Annotated in this window: 18 protein-coding genes; 8 read left to right on the forward strand and 10 right to left on the reverse strand. The window is 66.4% G+C overall.

Features of this window, described 5'->3' with window-relative positions; translation table 11 throughout:
- Positions 1-75 precede the first annotated feature (75 nt).
- From Q0Q36_RS11520 to flaF, 4 genes are all read left to right on the forward strand, one after another.
- Entirely contained in the window at positions 76-1,395 is a 1,320-nt protein-coding gene (locus Q0Q36_RS11520) for a flagellin (protein WP_265060139.1), read from the forward strand.
- Positions 1,396-1,618: 223 nt separating this feature from the next.
- On the forward strand, positions 1,619-2,968 hold the full coding sequence (locus Q0Q36_RS11525; protein ID WP_265060140.1) for a flagellin: 1,350 nt from the start codon (positions 1,619-1,621) through the stop codon (positions 2,966-2,968).
- 49 nt (positions 2,969-3,017) lie between these two features.
- Positions 3,018-3,410 carry a flagellar biosynthesis repressor FlbT gene (flbT, locus tag Q0Q36_RS11530; protein ID WP_199092993.1) on the forward strand — a complete coding sequence of 131 codons (393 nt, stop codon included), beginning with the start codon at positions 3,018-3,020 and terminating at the stop codon, positions 3,408-3,410.
- A complete protein-coding gene (flaF, locus tag Q0Q36_RS11535) occupies positions 3,394-3,765 on the forward strand; it encodes a flagellar biosynthesis regulator FlaF (RefSeq protein ID WP_265060141.1) in 372 nt (123 codons plus the stop codon). Before flbT ends, flaF begins: the two co-directional genes overlap by 17 nt.
- A gap of 83 nt (positions 3,766-3,848) precedes the next feature.
- On the opposite strand, the gene Q0Q36_RS11540 is transcribed toward flaF, so the two are convergent.
- The 7 genes from Q0Q36_RS11540 to Q0Q36_RS11570 all read right to left on the reverse strand — a co-directional run bounded on the left by Q0Q36_RS11540 (position 3,849) and on the right by Q0Q36_RS11570 (position 12,851).
- Complete coding sequence (locus tag Q0Q36_RS11540; RefSeq protein WP_293798273.1) at positions 3,849-5,429, reverse strand: flagellin; 1,581 nt, start codon at positions 5,427-5,429, stop codon at positions 3,849-3,851.
- Positions 5,430-5,436: 7 nt separating this feature from the next.
- On the reverse strand, positions 5,437-7,308 hold the full coding sequence (flgK, locus tag Q0Q36_RS11545) for a flagellar hook-associated protein FlgK (RefSeq protein ID WP_293798274.1): 1,872 nt from the start codon (positions 7,306-7,308) through the stop codon (positions 5,437-5,439).
- 59 nt (positions 7,309-7,367) lie between these two features.
- Positions 7,368-8,768, reverse strand: a complete 1,401-nt coding sequence (locus tag Q0Q36_RS11550; protein ID WP_293798275.1) for a flagellar hook protein FlgE — start codon at positions 8,766-8,768, stop codon at positions 7,368-7,370.
- A gap of 176 nt (positions 8,769-8,944) precedes the next feature.
- Entirely contained in the window at positions 8,945-9,961 is a 1,017-nt protein-coding gene (locus Q0Q36_RS11555) for a YcjF family protein (protein ID WP_293798277.1), read from the reverse strand.
- A 13-nt stretch (positions 9,962-9,974) separates the two neighbouring features.
- On the reverse strand, positions 9,975-11,360 hold the full coding sequence (locus Q0Q36_RS11560; RefSeq protein WP_293798341.1) for a YcjX family protein: 1,386 nt from the start codon (positions 11,358-11,360) through the stop codon (positions 9,975-9,977).
- Positions 11,361-11,433: 73 nt separating this feature from the next.
- Positions 11,434-11,961 (reverse strand): histidine phosphatase family protein, encoded by a 528-nt coding sequence (locus Q0Q36_RS11565; RefSeq protein ID WP_293798278.1) that lies wholly within the window; start codon positions 11,959-11,961, stop codon positions 11,434-11,436.
- Between the two features lie 44 nt (positions 11,962-12,005).
- The gene (locus Q0Q36_RS11570; protein ID WP_293798279.1) at positions 12,006-12,851 is read right to left on the reverse strand and encodes a MoxR family ATPase; all 846 of its coding nucleotides are present in this window, start codon (positions 12,849-12,851) and stop codon (positions 12,006-12,008) included.
- A 216-nt stretch (positions 12,852-13,067) separates the two neighbouring features.
- On the opposite strand from Q0Q36_RS11570, the gene Q0Q36_RS11575 reads away from it, so the two are divergent.
- On the forward strand, positions 13,068-14,861 hold the full coding sequence (locus Q0Q36_RS11575; protein WP_293798280.1) for a cation:proton antiporter: 1,794 nt from the start codon (positions 13,068-13,070) through the stop codon (positions 14,859-14,861).
- On the opposite strand, the gene Q0Q36_RS11580 is transcribed toward Q0Q36_RS11575, so the two are convergent.
- Positions 14,797-15,909, reverse strand: a complete 1,113-nt coding sequence (locus Q0Q36_RS11580) for a glycosyltransferase family 1 protein (protein WP_293798281.1) — start codon at positions 15,907-15,909, stop codon at positions 14,797-14,799. The genes Q0Q36_RS11575 and Q0Q36_RS11580 overlap by 65 nt on opposite strands.
- Positions 15,909-16,739 carry a UDP-2,3-diacylglucosamine diphosphatase gene (locus Q0Q36_RS11585; protein WP_293798282.1) on the reverse strand — a complete coding sequence of 277 codons (831 nt, stop codon included), beginning with the start codon at positions 16,737-16,739 and terminating at the stop codon, positions 15,909-15,911. The genes Q0Q36_RS11580 and Q0Q36_RS11585 overlap by 1 nt, the downstream gene beginning before the upstream one ends.
- Positions 16,740-17,133: 394 nt before the next feature.
- Here Q0Q36_RS11585 and Q0Q36_RS11590 point away from each other — a divergent pair, with 394 nt between their 5' ends.
- The 3 genes from Q0Q36_RS11590 to Q0Q36_RS11600 all read left to right on the forward strand — a co-directional run bounded on the left by Q0Q36_RS11590 (position 17,134) and on the right by Q0Q36_RS11600 (position 19,678).
- Positions 17,134-17,913, forward strand: coding sequence for an SDR family oxidoreductase (locus Q0Q36_RS11590; protein ID WP_293798283.1), 780 nt, complete (start codon positions 17,134-17,136; stop codon positions 17,911-17,913).
- A gap of 121 nt (positions 17,914-18,034) precedes the next feature.
- Positions 18,035-18,958, forward strand: coding sequence for a DMT family transporter (locus Q0Q36_RS11595; protein ID WP_293798284.1), 924 nt, complete (start codon positions 18,035-18,037; stop codon positions 18,956-18,958).
- Positions 18,959-19,057: 99 nt separating this feature from the next.
- Positions 19,058-19,678, forward strand: a complete 621-nt coding sequence (locus tag Q0Q36_RS11600; RefSeq protein ID WP_293798285.1) for an XRE family transcriptional regulator — start codon at positions 19,058-19,060, stop codon at positions 19,676-19,678.
- Positions 19,679-19,708: 30 nt separating this feature from the next.
- Here Q0Q36_RS11600 and Q0Q36_RS11605 read toward each other — a convergent pair whose 3' ends face one another.
- On the reverse strand, positions 19,709-20,092 hold the full coding sequence (locus Q0Q36_RS11605; protein ID WP_293798286.1) for an SgcJ/EcaC family oxidoreductase: 384 nt from the start codon (positions 20,090-20,092) through the stop codon (positions 19,709-19,711).
- Between the last annotated feature and the right edge of the window lie 36 nt (positions 20,093-20,128).

Consider the following 20,128-nt stretch of genomic DNA (forward strand, 5'->3'; position numbering starts at 1 on the left):
GGGACAGCAGGGTCGCCCCGTCGCAGCCAGGATGGCTTCGACGCCAGAAGGCACCATCCCAGAAGGGTTTTTTCCATGTCGACGATTTCTCTCTCTGCTGGCGTTCGCGCCGCGCTCGGCTCGCTGTCTTCCGTCAAGGCCGACGCCGCGACCTCGCAGTACCGTCTGTCCACGGGCAAGAAGGTCAACTCCGCAGTCGACGATCCCGTCAACTTCTTCACCGCTGCCGGCCTGAACGATCGCGCCTCGCAGCTGACGAAGAATCTGGACGGCATCTCGAACGGCATCCAGACCATCACCGCCGCCTCGCAGGGCATCGACTCGATCACCAAGCTCGTGTCGTCGCTGCAGTCGACCATCAAGCAGGCTCAGGCCGACAACGCCGCCAACCGTCCGACCAAGGCCGGCACGGCGCTTGCCACCGCGGCTGAAGCCGCCGCGACCAGCAAGAGCCTGAAGGACGTTACCCTCGACAAGGCTCTCGTCGACGACAACGCGACGGGCACCGACAACGCGGCGACCGCGAGCGCCAAGGGCAACCTCGGCATCGCGAGCACCACGACCAACCTGGCCCTGACGATCACGGCCGGCAACACGACCTTCACCTCGACCTCGCTGACCGCCACCTCGACGGTTCGCGATCTCGTCAACGAGATCAACAAGTCGGGCATCGCGACCGCTTCGATCGACGATTCCGGCAAGCTGAACGTCACCGGTGCGGGTTCCGACACGCTGAAGATCGGCCTCGGCGCCGGTGCGAACGCCGGCGCTGCCCTCACGGATGCTCAGGCGGGTGGTCAGAACACCGCTCTCGGCCTCGCCGCGACGGACTACTCCACCGGCATCTCGGCCTCGGGCAACTCGACCGTTCGCTCCAACCTCGTCAACCAGTTCAACGATCTGACCAAGCAGATCGACCAGCTGGCCAAGGATGCGGGCTTCAACGGCAAGAACCTGCTGACCGGCGACAAGCTCTCGGTGGTGTTCAACGAGAAGACCGGCACGAACCAGTCGAAGCTCGACGTTCAGGGCCAGACGATCACCGCTGCCAATCTCGGGATCGACCAGGCCGTCAACGGCACTGCGACGACGGGTCAGTTCAACATCCAGGACGACGCCTCCCTGTCGACCATGGCTGACACGCTGACCGGCGCGCTCTCCTCGCTGCGTTCGACCTCCTCGTCGCTGGGCGCGAGCCTCTCGACGGTGCAGACCCGCCAGGATTTCACCAAGAACCTGGCCAACACCCTGACTGCCGGCGCCGACAACCTCGTCTCCGCCGACACCAATCAGGAAGCGGCAAACCTGCTCGCCCTGCAGACCCGCCAGCAGCTGTCCCAGACCGCTCTGTCGCTGTCGAACCAGGCCGACCAGGCGATCCTGCGCCTGTTCTGATCCTTCGTCCGCAGAAGCGGGCTGCCTGCAGGACGCGGGCCGAAGAACCGAAGCGGCGGAGCGAAAGCTCCGCCGTTTTTTTTCGTTGAAGGGGGGTGTAACGGCCGCCGAGCCCAATGGCCGCGGAGAAACCGCGGCATTAACCATTTCTTATCCTTAACAAAGCATTGTCGGCCCCGAGATCAAACCGCAAGCGCCGAATCGCGCTGTAGGGGACCGAACGATGGCCAATCCGATTCTAACCAGCGGCGTCAGGCAGAACCTTCTCACCCTGCAGCAGACCCGCGACCAGCAGTCCGTCATCCAGAACCGCCTCTCGACGGGTAAGAAGGTCAATTCGGCCATCGACAACCCGGTGAACTATTTCACCGCGCTGGGCCTCAACGACCGCTCGGGCGCCCTCACCGGCCTGCTCGACGGCATCTCGAACGGCATCCAGACCATCACCGCCGCCTCGCAGGGCGTCGATTCGATCGCCAAGCTCGTGCAGTCGCTGCAGTCGACGATCAAGCAGGCGCAGGCCGACACCGCCAGCAACCGCCCGAACGTGATCGGCAGCGCGACCAACGGCACGATCACCGTCGGCGGCAAGATCGGCGGCAACACCTATACCGGCAACAAGAGCGCCAAGGACATCGCCCTCGACACGACCCTGGGCGGCGCCGGCGCAGCGGCGAGCTACAACTCGACGACCGGCGTCACCACGGACGCCTCGCTCGGCCTGGGCGCCAACATCACCCTGTCGATCAAGGCCGGCGACACGACCTTCGTCTCGACGACCCTGACCGCGACCTCGACGATCCGCGACGTCGTCAACGAGATCAACCGCTCCGGCATCGCCAATGCCTCGGTCGACAGCAGCGGCAAGCTCAACGTCACGGGCACCGGCTCCAGCACCCTGCAGATCGGCATCGCCAGCAACGCCAGCGCCGCGACGGCGCTCGCCAACTCGCAGAGCGACACGCTCAGCCAGAACGACCTGCTCGGCTTGCCGCTGACGACGGCCAATACTGGTATTCCGGCCGCCGCCGGCAACTCGACCGTGCGCACCAACCTGATCAACCAGTTCAACGACCTGACCAAGCAGATCGACCAGCTGGCCAAGGATGCCGGCTTCAACGGTAAGAACCTGCTGTCCGGCGACAAGCTTTCGATCATCTTCAATGAGAAGACCGGCGCCAACCAGGCCAAGCTGGACGTTCAGGGCGAGACCATCACGGCCGCCAATCTGGGCATCCTGCAAGCCACCAGCGGCACCGCGACCACCGGCCAGTTCAATATTCAGGACGACAACGCCCTGAACAACATGGCCGATATTCTGACGGGTGCCTTGACCTCGCTGCGCTCGACCTCCTCGACGCTCGGTTCGAGCCTCTCGATCGTGCAGACCCGCCAGGACTTCACCAAGAACCTGTCGAACACGCTGACCACCGGCGCCGACAATCTGGTGGCCGCGGATTCGAACGCCGAAGGCGCCAGCCTGCTGGCCCTCAACACCCGCCAGCAGCTCTCGCAGACCGCGCTGTCTCTGGCGAACCAGGCCGATCAGGGCGTGCTCCGGCTCTTCGGCTGACGCCGAAGCCGCCGCCCGCCCTCCCCTCCAGCCAGAAGGCAGGACCGCCATGGCCCTCAAGGTCGAGCTCAAGCCGCGCGAACGGATCATCATCGGCCAGGTGGTGATCCGCAACGACGAGCAGCGCACGCGCTTCTTCATCGAGGGCGAAGCGCCCATCCTGCGCGAGAAGGACATTCTGACCGCGGCGACCGCCGATACCCCGGCCAAGAAGATCTATCTCGCGATCCAGCTCATGTATCTGGCGCAGGATCCGACGCACGAGCACGAGACTTATTTCCAGCTCGTGCGCGATTTCATCAACGCAGCGCCCAGCGCTCTGCCGCATATTCACGAGATCAATAACCGCATCTTAAGCGACGACCTCTACAAAGCTCTCAAGGCGGCCAGAAAGCTGATCGTCTATGAAGCGGAATTGATCGAGAATGCAAAACGGGTTTAACGCCTACGCCGCCGCTGCCAAGGCAGCCCAGTCCGTCGTTTCGCCCCGCGAGCTCGAAGCCTCCCTTCTGATCAAGGCCGCCATGCGGCTCCAGACCGTCGCCGACGACTGGAGCCTGAGTGACCGTGAGCTCGACGAGGCGCTGACCTACAACCGCCGCCTCTGGACCCTGCTGGTCTCCGCCGTCATCGCCGAGGACAATCCGCTCCCGGTCGGCATCAAGACCAACATCCTCAGCCTCGCCAATTTCATCTTCAACCAGACCTTCAGGATTTCGGCGGATCCGCAGCCGCAATCCCTGGGTGTGCTGATCAACATCAACCGCGACATCGCGGCAGGCCTGCGCGGGCGCTGAACCGCCAGCCGGTCGCCACACCAAACGAAAACGCCGCCCTTTCGGGGCGGCGTTTTCGTTTGGGAGAGCTTCCCTCGCTGCGTTCAGAGATAATTCGTCAGCGACAGCTTGGAGAGCATCGAGGTCACCTGGTAGCTCGCCTGCAATTGCGTCTGCAGCGAGAGGATCTGTGTCGCGACCTCTTCGGTCGTGACGTTCTCGACGCCGGACAGCGTCGTGGTCAGATAGTCCTTGGTGCTCTGGTGGCGGTCCTTCGCGCTGGACAAGGCCGACTGCGCCGAGCCGAACTCGGTGATGATCTCCGCCGGCTTCTGCGTCGAGCCGCCGAAGCCGAGCTTGTCGCCGACCCGCTCCGCCATCGCGTTATAGCGATCCTGCGAGTTCGGATCGCTCGCCGGGAATGTTTCGCTCAGCATGATGCCGAACTGCGCCAACCCGGTACGGAAGGCCCCTTCATTGGCCCGTGCACCGACGCCGGTCGACTGGCCCTGGTCGAGCTGCACGATCGCGGTCGTACGCGCGGAAGTCGGCGCGATCGTGCGCGTGTCCAGCGCAGGATCATTCTTGTCGAGCGGCGGAATCCCGTCATCGCCCTTGTACCAGATGACGGTGGTGTCGCTCGCCCCCACCTTGGTCGGCGGCGCCGTCGCGTTCTCAAAATCCGGCCCCGGAACGCGACGGGGGGGATTGTTGACGCTGCCGTCGAAGAAATCCTGCGCCGCTACCTGAGACGAGGCGGCCGAGAGCGTCGTCTTCGCCTCTTTGCCGAGCCCGGCCTCGAGCGAGGTCTTGAGGTTCGCCGCCGTTGCGTTGACGTCGGCACCGATCTCGAAGGAATCGGCATCGGAGCCGGTCGTTCCCGGTGCGCGTGCCGTCAGCGTGACCTGTGTCTGGGTGCCATCCGGCAGGTTCAGGTTGACCGTGACCTTGTCGCCGGGCAGCGGCTGGCCGGTAACGGAGAGCGAAAAGGCCGCCCTGCTACCCGAAGGAAGCGGCGTCTGGGCCGTGACGGCGACCCCGGCCCCGGTCGAGCTGACGCCGCCGATCTTGAAGCCGTAATCATGGTCGCCATCCGCCAGGGTGACGGTCGTGGGTCCAGCCGTACCGGTCGTCAGGCGGCCGAGCCCGTTGCTGCCCAGATCGGCGCGGCGGCGTTCGTCGATAAGCTGCTTGAGCCCGGCCTTGCCGGCCCCATCGCCGTTGATGATCGTGTCGAAACTCTCGACCGGTGCGGTATCCGACGTCTTTCCGGAAAACAGGTAGCGGCCGTTGACGTCGGTGCTCAGCAGGTCGAGCACCTGCTTGAACTTGTCCTCCGCCAGCAGTTGCGGCGCCGTCCGTCCGCTGGAGGTCTGCACATAGCTGTTCGAGCGCATGTCGTTGCGCGAGTCGCTCGCCAGCTTGGCGAAGGTGGACGCTGCATCCGCCTGGAGCTTCAGGTTCACACCGCTGAGCTGGATGCCCGAAAGCAGCGAATCCAGCGACGAGATCTTGCTGTTGAGATCGAGGCTGATGCGCCGGTCGATGCCGAGGTCGCCATAGCTGGTGCTGCGCTGCTTGGTATCGAGCTGGCGTTGCAGGTCGTCGAACTGGGCCCGCGTCGAGACGAACTCGTTGGGCTTGGCCGCGCGGTAGGCGCCGGTTCCATAGGCTGTGATGGTCATCGCGGCCTCACACTCTCATCAGCACGTCCATCATCTCCTTCATCGTGGAGATGACGCGGGCATTGGCGGCATAGGCAGTCTGGAGTTCGATCAGCATCGACATCTCCTGGTCGACATTGACCTGAGACGTCGCCTGAAAGCGGCTCTGCACCGAGGCGAGCGCGACCTGCTGACCTTCGTCCAGGCGCTTGGCCGCTTCGACGGCCTGTCCCTGCGAGGAGACCACGCGCTGAACGAAATTCGCCACCGTCGTGCTGGAGGTCGCAGTGTTGCCGTCCGGTCCGGACGCATTGGTAATGGCGCGCTGGCTCTGCGTCAGCCGGTTCAGCATAAGCTGCGGCCGGGTGAGATCGCCCTGCGCAGTCGGCGGCGAGGTATTGTAGGCGACCAGCAGCGAGCGATCCGCGATCAGGGCCGGGTTGACCGTGATCCGGGCGGCATATCCGGTGGTCTGAGAACCGCCGTCATAAGAGCCGGTGAACGCGTTTCCCGAAGGCCCGTCGACGAAGAACGGCAGCTCGGGCGTCCCGCCCGCGGAAGCCAGGACCGAATTCGTCGGCCGCGCGGTCAATCCGACGACATCGCGCGTCCCGGCCGCGCCGTCATCGACGATGCGCAGCGTCGAGCCGGTGTTCGAGACGGTGAAACCGGTCCCCACCGCCGCCTGCATCTGTGCGGCGACGGAAGCGGGGCCGCCCGAGAAATCGATGCCGATGACGCGATTGTTGGCATCGCCGCTGGCCGAGGCCGGCAAGGGCAGCGACGCCGCGGAGTCGACGCGCACGAAGGTGAAGCGCTGGGTCTGCCCGCCTGGGGTGACCTTGTAGTCGAGCGTCACCGAATTGCCGGATTGCAGACCCGTCAGATCGACATCGAAGCCGGTGGCTGCTCCCGCCGTGGCGGGAGTGCCGGCAATCTCGCGGTCCGAGAGCGCCTTCGACATCTGCGCCGCGATCTCGTCGAGCTGCGCCTGGGCCTGGACCAGCGTCTTGTCGCGCAGTTCGATATTGGCCGCGATCTCGCCCGAGCGGAAGATCCGGTTGGCGATCGCGTCCGACGTGTTGCCGGACGCGTCGACGATCTTGATCGTGCCGACGCCGCGCTTGGCGGGATCGATATCCCACTGGTCGTCTGGCCCGATCCCGGCATGCTCGTCGAACTTGAAGGTGACGGCCGCCGTACCGTCGAAGAGCTGCGTGCCCGAGCCGGTCACGACACTGACCGAGCCGCGCGCATCCTCGGTCGTCTTGATGTCGACATACTGCGACAGCTCGGACAGGATCAGGTCGCGCTGGTCCTTGAGGCTGGCCGTCGCGCTGTCGTTCGGGCTGCCGACGATGCGGGTATTGACCTTCGCAAGCGCGCCCAGCAGGTCGTTGACCTTGGTGACCGCGCTGGAGATGCCGGTCTCGGCCTGGCTGCGCAGGGCCTGCACACCGTTGGAGAGCGTGTTGAGCTGACTGGCGAGCTGCGTCGCGTTGTCGAGCACCTGCGAGCGCAGGCTGTAGGATGAGGGGTCGTTCTGGAGCGACTGCAGCGCGCTGGTGAACTTGTTGAAGATCGTGTCCAGCGCCGTGGAGCTGCCGGGCTGGCCGTAGAGCTTGTCGAGATTGGACAGAGAATCCGCGCGCGTCGAGGTATAGGCGGCGCCGGAGGCTTCCTGCCAGAGCTGGTGCTGGACGATCTTGTCGAGCAGGCGCTGGACCTGCGTGCTCTGCACGCCGATCGTCAGCCCGGTCAAGCTGTCGGCGGTCGAGACCGTCCGCCGGACATAGCCCGTCGTTCCGGCATTGGCGACGTTCTGCGAGACGACGCCGATGCCGACCTGCGCGGCGTTGAGTCCGCCGATCGCGGTGTTGAGGGAAGTGCTCAGACCCATCGCCAACTCCTGTCGCGAGAAGCGGCCCTCCTGGGCCGCAGCTTAGGCAGATCCGCCGCTCAGCGGATGATGTTGAACACCGAGGTCAGCATCTCCTGCGCGGTGGTGATGACCTTGGTATTGGCCGAGTAGGCCTGCTGGGTGACGATCATCTTGGAGAATTCGTCGGCGATATCGGTGTTCGATTGCTCGACGCTGCCGCCGACCATCTGCGAGGTGCCGAGACCGATGATCGGCGGGCCGGATTCGATCGTCTCCTCGAAGGCGCCGCCATCGAGCCGCTTCAGCGAATTGTCGGCATTGAACCGGGCAACCGAGACCTGCGCCAGCGCCACGACCTGGCCGTTGCTGAAGGTGCCGACCACCTGGCCCTCGGCCGAGACCGACACGCGGTCGAGCGTGCCGGCGGTATAGCCGTCCTGGCGGATGCTGCGCGCGTCGATCTGGCCGCTGACATCGCCATTCTGGGTCACGCCATTGCCGCCGGTGGACACATTGATGCCGGTGATGGTGGTTCCGTTGATGGTCATAGTCGGCAGTGTGATGTCGCCGCTCGCCGGGCTGACCATCTGGCCGGTGGTACCGAAGGTCACGTTCTGCCCGGTCTGGACATAAGCAACCTGGCTGGCGCCGGTCGCGCTGGTATCCTGCGCGACGAACAGCCCCCAGGTACCCGTGGTCGGAGGCGTCGCAGTCGAATCGCCGTTGTCGATCTTGCCCCAGCGCATCTCGACGCTGGTGGCCTTGCCGAGCGCGTCATAGACCGTCACCGAGCCGCCGGGAATCGAGGTCGCCAGGAAGCTGGTGATATTGTTGCCCATCACCGCGGCGTTACCGGCATAGGGGTTCGGCGACGTGCCGGCCGCGGTAACCGAGGCGGGGTTCAGGAACTCTGATCCGCCCTGCGTCTTCTGCGTCGTCGCCGGAACCGCAGGAATATTGGCACGGTACTCGATCGAGGTCGTGGCCTTGGCCGGGAACTGATCCTTGGTGATCCGCAGCACGTCCGGCTGCGTGCCGACAAGCTGACCGGTCACCTGGTCGATCTTCAGGCCCTTGAGATAGTAGCCCGCGCCGTTGACGAGGTAGCCGTTCGCATCGAAGTCGAAATCGCCGCGCCGCGTATAGAGGTTGGAGTTGGCAAATTGCGTGTTGGCGCCGACGCCGCTCGCGCGCTGGTCGACCACGAAGAAGCCGTCGCCGTTGATCGCGATATTGGTGTCGATCTTGGTCGGGTTGAGATCGCCCTGGATCGAGTTCGTCGCCCGGCTGAAGGCCTGGACCGAGCCGGCGACCTGGCGGTTCAGCGCCGCATCCGGCACGAGATCGGCAAAGCTCGTATCGACGCGCTTGTAGCCCGCCGTCCGCGAATTCGCGATGTTGCCGGAAATGTTCTCAAGCGCATAGGACTGCGCCGTCATTCCCGAAACCGCCGTGGTCAGCGCACTGAAAACACCCATGGAACCCTCACCTCAACCGACAGCCCCCGAGGGCGGCCCACAACTCGAGGCAAGGTTCTGCACGGCGCATGCCATGCGCGGCTTCGTGCTATTTCAAGGAGTTGGATCGTTTACGAAAGGTTTAGCGGCAGTCCGAACCGGGCAGAATCGCCTCCTGCCGGCAGATTCTGCCGGGTTCAGGCTTCGTCGCCCCGGCCAGCCCCGCGCCAGCCGCCGAGATCGCCAGCGACATCGGACAATGTCGGCGGGGTAGCCTCGACGAAGGGCAAGGGCCGGCAGACCGCGAGCGCAGCAAGCCCGATCCGGGCCGTCAGCATGCCGTTGATCACGCCCTCGCCGAGCTTGGCCGAGAGGCGCGCGGCAAGCCCCTGCCCGACCACTTGCTGGATCACGGCATCGCCCGCCGCCATGCCACCCGTAAGCACGAGATGGTTCATCACCTGCCGCGCCAGACGGAGCAGGCCGAGCGTGCCGGGCCGCCCGGCATAGATGCCGGCGATGGAGCGCAGCAATCGCGCGCAGGCGACCAGCACGAAGATCACATCGACCAGCGCCCGCGGGCTCACCGCCGTGACCAGCGAGACCCGCCGTGCCGCCTGCGCGATCTGGGCCGTGGCGAGCGCATCGAGCGGGGCAAGCAGGCTGCGCTCCGCCACCGTCAACACGTCGCGCGCGGCGAAGAGCTGCGGGAGCGCCTCCTGCAAGGCGGCACGGCCCTGCGCCGTCTGCGCCCGTCCCTTGTAGAGCGAGACGAGTTCGCCCGCGATGGCCCGGCCCTCGTCGGGCGTGCCGGTCGCCAGAGCCGCGACGGCGCGCTCGCGCAAAGCCTCCACCTTGCGCTCGCGCAGGATGTCGCGCAGCACCCGCGCCAGCATGACCAGCAGCGCCAGCGCCGCGACGGCCGCGCAGGCCAGCGCGGCATAGCCCAGCGCCGGATTCTGGCTCATCAGCGAGCGGATGGTGTTCTCGGCCCAGACTCCGGCCGCCAGCGCCAGGAAGCCGGACAAGCCGGCCACGAACAGCGAGCCCCAGGAGAAGCCGCGCTTGGCTTTGATGGGAACTGCCGGCGCGGCGGCATCGATTGGCTCGCTCTCCGGCATGATCGCGAGATCGCCCTGCCGCAGCGGAGCCTCGCCGAGCGGCTCGCCCGGCTGAGCGTTGTCGAGGCGGATCGCGCGCGGCGCCTTGCTCATCGCGAAACCCCGTTCATGCCAGCTTGTCGCCGATCAGGAATTCCAGCGCACGGTCGAGGCGGATCTGCGGCGGCGGCTTGAGGCGCCCGCCCGCGTCGGCTGCGACCAGCGGCGGCCGGAAGCGTGGCGCCCGCACCTGCCAATGCACCTTGGGATCGAAGATCGCTTCGGGCCGCTCCGGCAATTCGCCGGGGAAGATCGCCGCTTCCGCGACGCCGTCGAAGACCTGCCCGTCGATCGTCTCGCCCGCTTCCGGAACGCCGGCGATGGCCGGCAATTCCTCGCGCCCTTCCTTGATCCGGACCTCATGCGTCGCCCTGACCGCAGCCAGCGCCATCGCTTCCACCGTTGCGCCGGCTCCTTGTGCCCGCGACAGCGCCCGCCCGACCAGATGCGACATCACCGCCGCCAGCCGGTCGTGGCTCGAATGGTGGATATGATCGGCCTTGGTCGCGGCGAAGAGCACGCGCTCGATCCGCGGTGCGAACAGGCTCGTGAGCCAGGAATTGCGCCCGACCGAGAAGGCCGTGAGCGCCTGCCCCAAGGCGGTTTCAAGATCGGCGAGGGCCGGTGCCCCGGCATCGAGCGCAGCGAGAACGTCGACCAGCACGATCTGCCGGTCGAGCCTTGCGAAATGATCGCGGAAGAACGGCGTCACCACGACGCGCTTATAAGCCTCGAACCGGTCCGCCATCAGCGCCGCAAGCGTGCCCGGCCGTACGTCCCGATCATGGCCGAGATCGAGCGGCGCGAAGGTCAGGGCGGGTGACCCCTCGAGATCGCCCGGCATCAGGAAGCGCCCCGGCGGCGTCACAGCCACGGCCTCCGGATCGGCACGCAACCGGGCGAGATAGCCCTTGAACAGATCGCTCGCAGCTTCCGCCGCAAGCTCATCCGGTGCTCCGTCCGGGTTCCGCCCAGGCAAGTCGGCAAGCCACTCCGCCGCAGCCTCGCGCCGATGGGCTTTGCGAGCGTCAGCCACCGCCTGCGCCGACCATGCCTTGTAGTCCTGCCCGATCAGCGCGAGATCGAGCAGCCACTCGCCGGGATAGTCGACGATGTCGAGCGTCAGCGTCGCCGGCCCCTTGAACCAGCCGGCGGCCCGCTCGTAATCGATCTCGACCCTGAGCTCCGAGATGCGCCGCGTCGATTCCGGCCAGCGCCGGTCCTGCCCGTTCATGGCGGCGCGATGCGCCTCGTAAGGAAAGCGCGGCACGTCCGGGTCGGGCTGCGGCACCAGACGCACGCGGGCGATCCGCCCCTCGGAGGCAGCCTTCAGCACCGGCAGCTTCGCCCCCTCGATCAGGTTCTGGATCAGCGCGGTGGTGAAGACCGTCTTGCCCGAGCGCGACAGTCCGGTGACGCCGATCCGCAGGCGCGGGCGCGCAAGCCCCAGCAGACTGTCCCCGAAGGCAAGCGCTGCGTTGCGAGCGCTGTCGAGATAGGAGGTATCGCTCACGGCGCCGCAGCGCTCATTCGTCCGGCCCCTCACCAAGTGATCCAGGCGTGACGAAGCGATCGAGCCGGCCTTCGCGCGCCGCGACCGCGTACCAGTGCTCGACCGCGAAATCGATCACAGCAAGCCCGCAGGTCGGGTATTTCTGGCTCATCCGCGCCGAGGCGTAGCGGTCACCATGGCCGGTCAGCAGATGGGCCAATTCCTCGAAGCCGGGATTATGGCCGATCATCAGCAGCGTGCGGACTTCGCCCTCGACTTCCTGCACGACATCCAGCAGGCGCTCGACCTTGGCCTCGTAGATGCGCGGCTCGTATTGCGTCGCCGGCTTCTCGGGCAGCATCGGCGCGACCATCTCCCAGGTCTCGACCGTGCGCTTGGCCGGCGAGATCAGCACGAGATCGGGCAGGAGCAATTCATCGGCAAGATAGCGCCCCATCACCGGGGCGGCCTCGCGTCCGCGCGCCGCGAGCGGCCGGTCGCGATCGGCCACACCCGTGGGCCAGTGGGACTTGGCATGGCGCAGAAGCATGAGGCGTCGCATGGAGAGAACCTAGCGATGACGGAGCCGATTTGCGAGGGGCAGTCTCAGCGACTCTCGCGCCGCGCCATGAAGGCGAGCTTCTCGAACAGCGAGACGTCCTGCTCGTTCTTGAGCAGCGCTCCGTGCAGCGGCGGGATCAGCTTGCGCGGATCGCGCTCGCGCAGCACCTCCGGTCCGATATCCTCGGCGACAAGCAGCTTCAGCCAGTCGAGCAGTTCGGAGGTCGAGGGTTTCTTCTTGATGCCGGGCACCTCGCGCACCTCGAAGAACAGGCGCAGAGCCTCCTCCATCAGGCGCTTCTTGATGCCGGGGAAATGCACCTCGACGATGGCCTGCATCGTCTCGGCATCGGGGAAGCGGATATAGTGGAAGAAGCAGCGGCGCAGGAACGCATCCGGCAATTCCTTCTCGTTGTTGGAGGTGATGATCATCACCGGCCGCTGCGCCGCCTTGATCGTCTCGCCAGTCTCGTAGACATGGAATTCCATGCGATCGAGTTCCAGCAGCAGGTCGTTCGGGAATTCGATATCGGCCTTGTCGATCTCGTCGATCAGCAGCACCGGGCGCACCGGCGCCTCGAAGGCCTCCCAGAGCTTGCCGCGCTTGATGTAGTTGGCGATGTCGGAGACGCGGGGGTCGCCGAGCTGGCTGTCGCGCAGGCGGCTCACCGCGTCGTATTCGTAGAGGCCCTGCTGCGCCTTGGTCGTCGACTTGATGTGCCAGGTAATCAGCGGCGCGCCGAGCGCCGCCGCGATCTCTTCGGCCAGCACCGTCTTGCCGGTGCCGGGTTCGCCCTTCACCAGCAGCGGACGCTCCAGCCGGATCGCGGCATTGACGGCGACGGTGAGGTCCTCTGTCGCGACGTAGTTTTCGGTGCCGGCAAAGCGCATGGACGGTCCTTCTGAACGATTGGCGGGACGCTATCCCATTCGTCTCGCGCGCGGAAACCGCTTTTTCGCCGGGGGCATCTTAGCCCTCTCGCCTAAAGGCTCGCACCGCAAGGCGAATTTCTGCCGGTCATGACGATTCCAAGGTTGTGCTGCGCCGCCGCAAACCGCAAGAATTGCAGACGCATCCCGCAAGCCCTCGAATCGCAAGGCAGCCCTTTGGCCGGCACAGTCGACCCTTCCGTCTACAAGGATGCCGTCGTCGTGCTCGCGACGGCCGGCGTGGTCGTGCCGCTGGCCAAGAGCCTCAAGGTCAACTCGATCATCGCCTTCGTCGCCTGCGGCGCCCTGCTCGGCCCGTTTGGCCTCGGCGGGCTGGTCTCCAAGGTCCCGCTGCTGAGCACGATCACCGTCTCGAATGCCGAGGCGCTCGCCGGGCCGGCCGAGCTCGGCGTCGCTTTCCTGCTTTTCGTCATCGGGCTGGAGCTCTCCTTCGAGCGTCTGATGACGATGAAGCGCCTCGTCTTCGGCCTCGGCCTCGGACAGGTCGGGTTCTGCGCCGCCGCGATCGGACTTTTCGCCTATGCGCTCGGCCAGCCGGCGGCGGCCGCCCTCATCATCGGCTTTGGCCTCGCCCTGTCCTCGACGGCGATGGTGGTCGAATTGCTGGCGGCGAAGAAGCGGATGACGACCTCGGCCGGTCGGTCCAGCTTCGCGATCCTGCTGTGCCAGGACCTGGCCGTCATCCCGCTGCTGTTCCTGATCAGCGTGCTCGATTCGCAGAACGGTTCGGGCTCCCTGCTCGCCGGCCTGGCGCAGGCCTTCATCCAGGCTTTCGTCGCGATCGCCGTCATCGTCGTCATCGGCCGGCTGGCGCTGCGCCCGCTCTTCCGGCTGGTCGCCTCGACCGATTCGACCGAGAGCTTCATGGCAGCGACGCTCTTGACCGCGCTCGGCACCGGCCTGATCGCCGCCACCGCCGGCCTGTCGATGGGCTTGGGCGCCTTCATCGCCGGGCTGCTCCTCGCCGAGACCGAGTTCCGCCGCGCCATCGAAGTCACGATCGATCCGTTCAAGTCACTGCTGATCGGCGTCTTCTTCCTCACCGTCGGCATGGGCGTGAATCCGGCCGATATCGCGGCCCATCCCTTCGCCATCGTCGGCGGGGCGATCGGCCTCGTCCTGGTGAAGGGCGCCCTCATCTTCGTGCTGGCCCGCCGGTTCCGGCTCGCGCCTGCGACAGCGCTGGAAACCGCGATCATGGTCGCGCCCGGCGGCGAATTCGCCTTCGTGCTGCTCAATGCCGCGACAGGCGCCAAGCTGATCGACCCCGGCGCCACCAGCATCGTCCTGACTGCAGTCTCACTCACCATGGTCGCCCTGCCGCTGCTGGCACGGGTCGCCCGCAACCTCGCCCAGAAGCTCGCTACCCCCGTGGCTCTGCCCGACGAGGCTGCGGTCCTGCCGCCGGACGACCATGCGCCCCGCGCCATCGTCGTCGGCGGCGGACGCGTCGGCCGGCTCGTCGGTTCGATGCTGGACGAGCACGGGAAGTCCCATATCGTCATCGACTCCGATGCGACGCTGATCACGGCGCAGCGTCGCGCCGGCCGCCCGGCCTATTACGGCGATGCGACCAAACCCGAATTCCTGCGCCTGTGCGGCCTGGAGGAAGCGACGGCGCTGATCGTGACGATCGACAATTCGCGCGCCGTCGATGCCATCGTCCTCGCCGCCCGCTCGCTGCGGCAGGACATCGTCATCGTCGCCCGCGCCCGCGACGCGGCGCATGCCCGCCATCTCTACGAGATCGGCGTCAACGACGCGGTGCCCGAAACCATCGAGGCCAGCCTGCAATTGTCGGAAGCCGCGCTGGTCGGGCTTGGCGTGCCGATGGGCCTCGTCATCGCCTCGGTTCACGAACGGCGCGACGGCTTCCGCGCCCAGCTCAAGCCGGCAGGCGCCGCGGCAGCACGCGCCCTTCCACGCCACGCCCGCTCGCGAAGGCTGTAAGCGTCGTGGCAGCCGGAGTTTCCGGCTCGCGCGGGAAATAGCCGGCCTCACGCGCCACGCGCCGGATATGCCCATAGAACTGCGCCGCGCTCGCCGCCCAGCTATGGCGCGCCGCGAATTCGAGGCAGGCCTCGCGCGGCACCCTGAGCGCCCGCATGGCGGCGCTGCGCAGATCCTCGTCCAGCACCGCGGCCCCGCTGCCGGCAAAGACGTCGCGCGGCCCCTGCACCGGGAAGGCGGCAACGGGCAAACCGCTCGCCGCCGCTTCCAGCAAGACTATTCCGAAGGTGTCTGTCAGGCTTGGGAAGACGAAGACATCCGACGACGCATAAATCCCCGCCAGCTCCTCGCCCTCCTTCAGGCCGAGGAAGCGGGCCTCGGGAAAGGCCCGTTCGAGATCGGCCCGCGCCGGCCCGTCGCCGACCACGACCTTGCTGCCTGGCAGCTTGAGCGACAGGAAAGCCTCGACATTCTTCTCGACTGCGACGCGGCCGACATAGAGGAAGATCGGCCGCGGCAGGTCGAGCAGGCTCTGCGGGCGCGGATGGAAAAGGCTGAGATCGACGCCCCGCCCCCAGCGCACCAGCTTCTCGAAGCCCTGCTGGCGCAGTTCTTCCTCCACCGTCCCGGTGGAGACCATCACGGCGGCCGCAGGACCGTGGAAGCGGCGCAGCAGCCGATAGCTCCAGCTCTCGGGTATCGGCCAGCGTGCCGCGATATATTGCGGGAAGCGCGTATGGTAGCTCGTCGTGAACGGGCGCTTCTGGGCAAGGCACACCGCCCGCGTCAGCCAGCCGATCGGCCCCTCCGTCGCGATATGGATATGATCGGGCGCGAAATCGGCGATCCGCGCGGCAAGCGTCCGGCGCGTCGCCAGCGCCAGCCGGATATCGGGATAGCTCGGCAGGCCGACCTGATGGAAGCCTTCCGGCGTCAGCGCGTGGGCCGTGATGCCGAGGCCAGGCGCCGCCGCGATCATCTGCTCCAGCGAGCGCACGACGCCGTTGACCTGCGGCCGCCAGGCATCGGTCGCGACCAGCACGCGCATCACGCGGCCTCGATCAGGTCCCGGACCGGAGCCGGCCGTGCCGGCACTGATACAGGCACCGCAGGCGTCGTGTTCAACCGGCCCTGCGGCCAGCGGATCAATTCGAAGCGACCGTCCTCGTGCTCGACGAAGGCGGTGCAGCTTTCGACCCAGTCGCCGGTATTGATATAGGTCAGGCCCTCGATCTCGCGCTGGGCGGCATGGTGGATATGGCCACAGATCACGCCGTCGGCCTTGTGGCGGCGCGCCTCGGCGGCAAGGCAGGTCTCGAACTCGCCGATATAGTTCACGGCATTCTTGACCTTGGCCTTGGCCCAGGCCGAAAGCGACCAGTGCGGCAGGCGCAGGACACGGCGCACCCGGTTGATCGCCATGTTGAGCGCGAGCGCGACCGTATAGGCCCAGTCGCCGAGCAGCGCGAGCCATTTGGCATTGCGCACGACGAGATCGAACAGGTCGCCATGGATGACGAGCATGCGCTTGCCGTCGGCCGCCTCGTGGACGATCTCGTCGACCAGCGTGATGCCGCCGAACTGCAGGCCGGTGAAGTCGCGCAGGAAATCGTCGTGATTGCCGGTGACGTAGATCAGCTTCGAGCCCTTGCGCACCTTGCGCAGCAGCTTCTGGATCACGTCGTTATGAGTCTGCGGGAAATACCAGCCGCTCTTCAGCCGCCAGCCATCGATGATGTCGCCGACGAGATAGATCTGCGGCGCATCATAGGCGCGCAGGAACTCCAGCACGAGATCGGCCTGGGCCCCACGGGTGCCCAGATGCAGATCCGAAATGAAGATGCTGCGGACCCGCTTGGTATCGTCCTCGTCGCTCATGCCGGAAAGCCCCTGCTGCTGCGATGCGAGGGCCGTGTGTCTGATTTGCGTTGCGCTTTGATGACGGCGCGGCCAATCCGTGCTCAGGGTATAAGAGCCTCCGACAAAATCCTGAGGGGTCTCGATGGGCATTGGAGGAGCCGAATGCCAGGAGGAGCGCGCAGCCGATATCCATCGATATCGGCAAGTCGCTCCGACGCCGCAGGCGGCCCTCCAAAGCCCACCTTCGGCGCCGGGAATTCGACCGCCCGCGGCGTCGCGGCGCTTGCCGATACCAACGGTATCGGCTTCACCCCGCTCCTGGCGGAGCGGACGAATTGCCGGCGTCGAGACCCCTCAGGATTTTGTCGGAGGCTCTAAGCCTCGAACACCTCCACGCTGATCGGAGACCATCATGGATCTGGGAATTGCCGGCCGCACGGCCATCGTCTGCGCCTCCAGCAAGGGGCTGGGCCGCGGCTGCGCCGAGGCGCTGGCGCAGGCCGGCTGCACCGTCGTGATCAACGGTCGCGACGCCACCACCCTGGAAGCCACCGCCGCCGCGATCCGCGCTGCAACCGGCGCGACGGTCGTCGCCGTCGTCGCCGATGTCTCGACCAAGGCCGGCCAGGATGCCTTGCTGGCTGCGGCACCGAACCCCGACATCCTCGTCAACAACAATGGCGGCCCGCCGCCCAAGCCCTTCCGCCAGGTGACGCGCGAAGGCCTGCTCGAAGGCATCGTCCAGAACATGGCAACCCCGCTGGAGCTGGTGCAGCGCGTCATCGATGGCATGGTCGAGCGCGGCTTCGGTCGCATCATCAACATCACCTCGGCGAGCGTCGTGACCCCGCTGACCGGGCTCGACGTCTCCTCGGCCGCGCGTGCCGGCCTCACGGCCTTCCTCTCGGGCGTCGCCCGCGAGGTCGCGCATGCCAATGTCACCATCAACAACATCCTGCCGGGCGTCTTCGACACCGACCGGATCAAGGTCGCGACCACCAAGGCCGCGGAGATGCAGGGCATCAGCATGGACGAGGCCGTGAAGCGCAGGCTCGCGGCGGTGCCCGCCGGCCGCCTCGGCACGCCCGACGAGTTCGGCAAGCTCTGCGCCTTCGTCGCCAGCGCCCATGCCGGCTACCTCACTGGCCAGAACTTCCTGATCGACGGCGGCGCCTTCCGCGGCACGTTCTGACACAAGCCCCACACCAATGGCCTAGCCGGGTTGCAGAGTTCACGCTTCGCTTCCCGGATTCGACATGATCTAAAGAGGGACGGTTTCGCCCGAAACCGTCCCAGCTCTCCGGCCGCGCGCTTTGTCCCCTCTTCTCGGCATCACCCTCAAGCTGGTCTCGGCGCTGGCCTTCACGCTGATGTCGGCCGGCATCAAGTCGATCTCGACGCGCTATCCGACCGGCGAAATCGTCTTCATCCGCTCCTTCTTCGCGATGATCCCGCTCCTCATCTGGCTGGTATGGCGCGCCGAGCTGCCAGCCGCTCTGAAGACCAGCAACCTGCGCGGCCATCTCAAGCGCGGCATCATGGGCTCGACCGGCATGTTCTGCGGCTTCGCGGCCCTGCAGTTCCTGCCCCTTTCAGAGGCTGTCGCGATCGGCTACGCCGCGCCGCTCGCAGTGGTGGTGCTGGCCGCACTCGTCCTCAAGGAACGGGTCCGCATCTATCGCTGGACGGCTGTGACGATCGGCTTCGTCGGCGTGCTCATCATGCTCTCGCCACATCTGGGCGCCGGCACCCATCCGGTCGGCAGCAATGCCGCGATCGGAGCCATGCTCGGACTTGCCGGCGCCTTCTGCTCGGCCTTCGCCTCGGTGGAGGTGCGCCTCCTGACCGCGACGGAACGGACAGGCGCCATCGTCTTCTACTTCATGCTGCTGACCAGTCTGCTCGGCCTCACGACCATCCTGCTCGGCTGGCATATCCCAGACCTCCGGGATGCCGTGATGATGGTGGTGATCGGTATTCTCGGCGGCCTCGGCCAGATCCTGATCGTCCAGGCCTATCGCTATGGCGACGCCTCGCTGGTCGCGCCCTTCGAATACTCGACCATGCTCTGGGCCGTGGCCATCGGCTGGTTCTGGTTCGGCGAATGGCCGCCCCTGACGATCCTGATCGGCGCCACCATTGTGATCGCCTCGGGCATCTACGTGATCCTGCGCGAGCGCCAGCTCGGCCTCGCCCGCCGCGAGCAGCGCGAGGTCGGCCCCAGCCGCATGACCTGACCGCCGGAGAACCGAAAGGTCTGCGTCAGGCACAGTTCGCTTGTTCAAACGATCGTCCGCCGTTACAAACGACATCACAGTCGAAAAGGGGCCGGACGGATGGGAATCGAGACGAAAGAGCGCGGCGGGCGGGAGCTTGAATCCGGGGCTCAGGTGATCTCGGGCCAGCTCGGCAAGACCATCCAGCGCCTGCGCAAAGCGTATAATTTCTCGCTCTCCGACCTCGCCGAGCAGTCCGGCGTGGCCAAGTCGATCATCAGCCAGATCGAGCGCAACGAGACCAATCCGACGCTGGCGACGATCTGGCGGCTGTCGCAGGCCCTCGACATCTCGATCGAGCGCGTGCTCTCCAGCGGCGAGGAAGAGCCCTTCATCGAGAAGACCACCCGCGCCGACACGCCGATCCTCGTCTCCGAGGACGGCAAGCTGCGCCTCGCCATCGTCGGCTGGATCAAGACGGTCGAGTGGCTGCAATGGTACGAGGTCAGCGCCGAGCCCGGCGGCGAGCTCGATTCCGAGGGCCACCAGCGCGGCTCGATCGAATCGCTCTCGGTGACCTCCGGCGAATTCGAGGTCGAGGTCGGCGACATCGTCCAGCGCGCCAAGGCCGGTGAGACCCTGCGCTACCGTTGCGACCGCCGCCACGTCGTCCGCTGCGTCGGCAACGAGGCCGGAACGGCCCTGATGGTCTGTATCCTCAAAGCGGCGGTGATGGAGTAGCCGCCCGCTCCCGCTCGGCGGAACCCGCAATCAGCTCTGCAAGGTCAGCAGGTTCGCGTCGCGCGCGAGCCGCCACTGGCCGTCGGCCTCCTTGCGCAACAGGGTCAGTGCATAGCCCGCACGACGGATGGCCTCGCCGCCCGGTGGCGTCATCTGCATCGCGATGCGGTTGCGGATGAATGCCCACTCCCCGAGGATCTTGAGCTCGACAATCTCGCTCGTACCTTCGATCCCGCTTCCGCTCGCCCCCTTCGAGAGCGCCGCGAAAGCCGCCTTCCCGAAGGGCTCCTGCCCGGGAACCATGAAGACGACATCCTCGGTCATAAGGCCGAGGACGGTATCGAGGTTGCCGCTCCGGCTCGCCGCCATCCAGGTCTCGACGACCTGCCGGATCGCCCGTTTGTCATCGTTCATGTCGTTCCTCCTTCTTCCTCTGCGCTCCGTCAGGAT

Source organism: uncultured Allobosea sp. (assembly GCF_945957345.1).
Classification (GTDB): domain Bacteria; phylum Pseudomonadota; class Alphaproteobacteria; order Rhizobiales; family Beijerinckiaceae; genus Allobosea.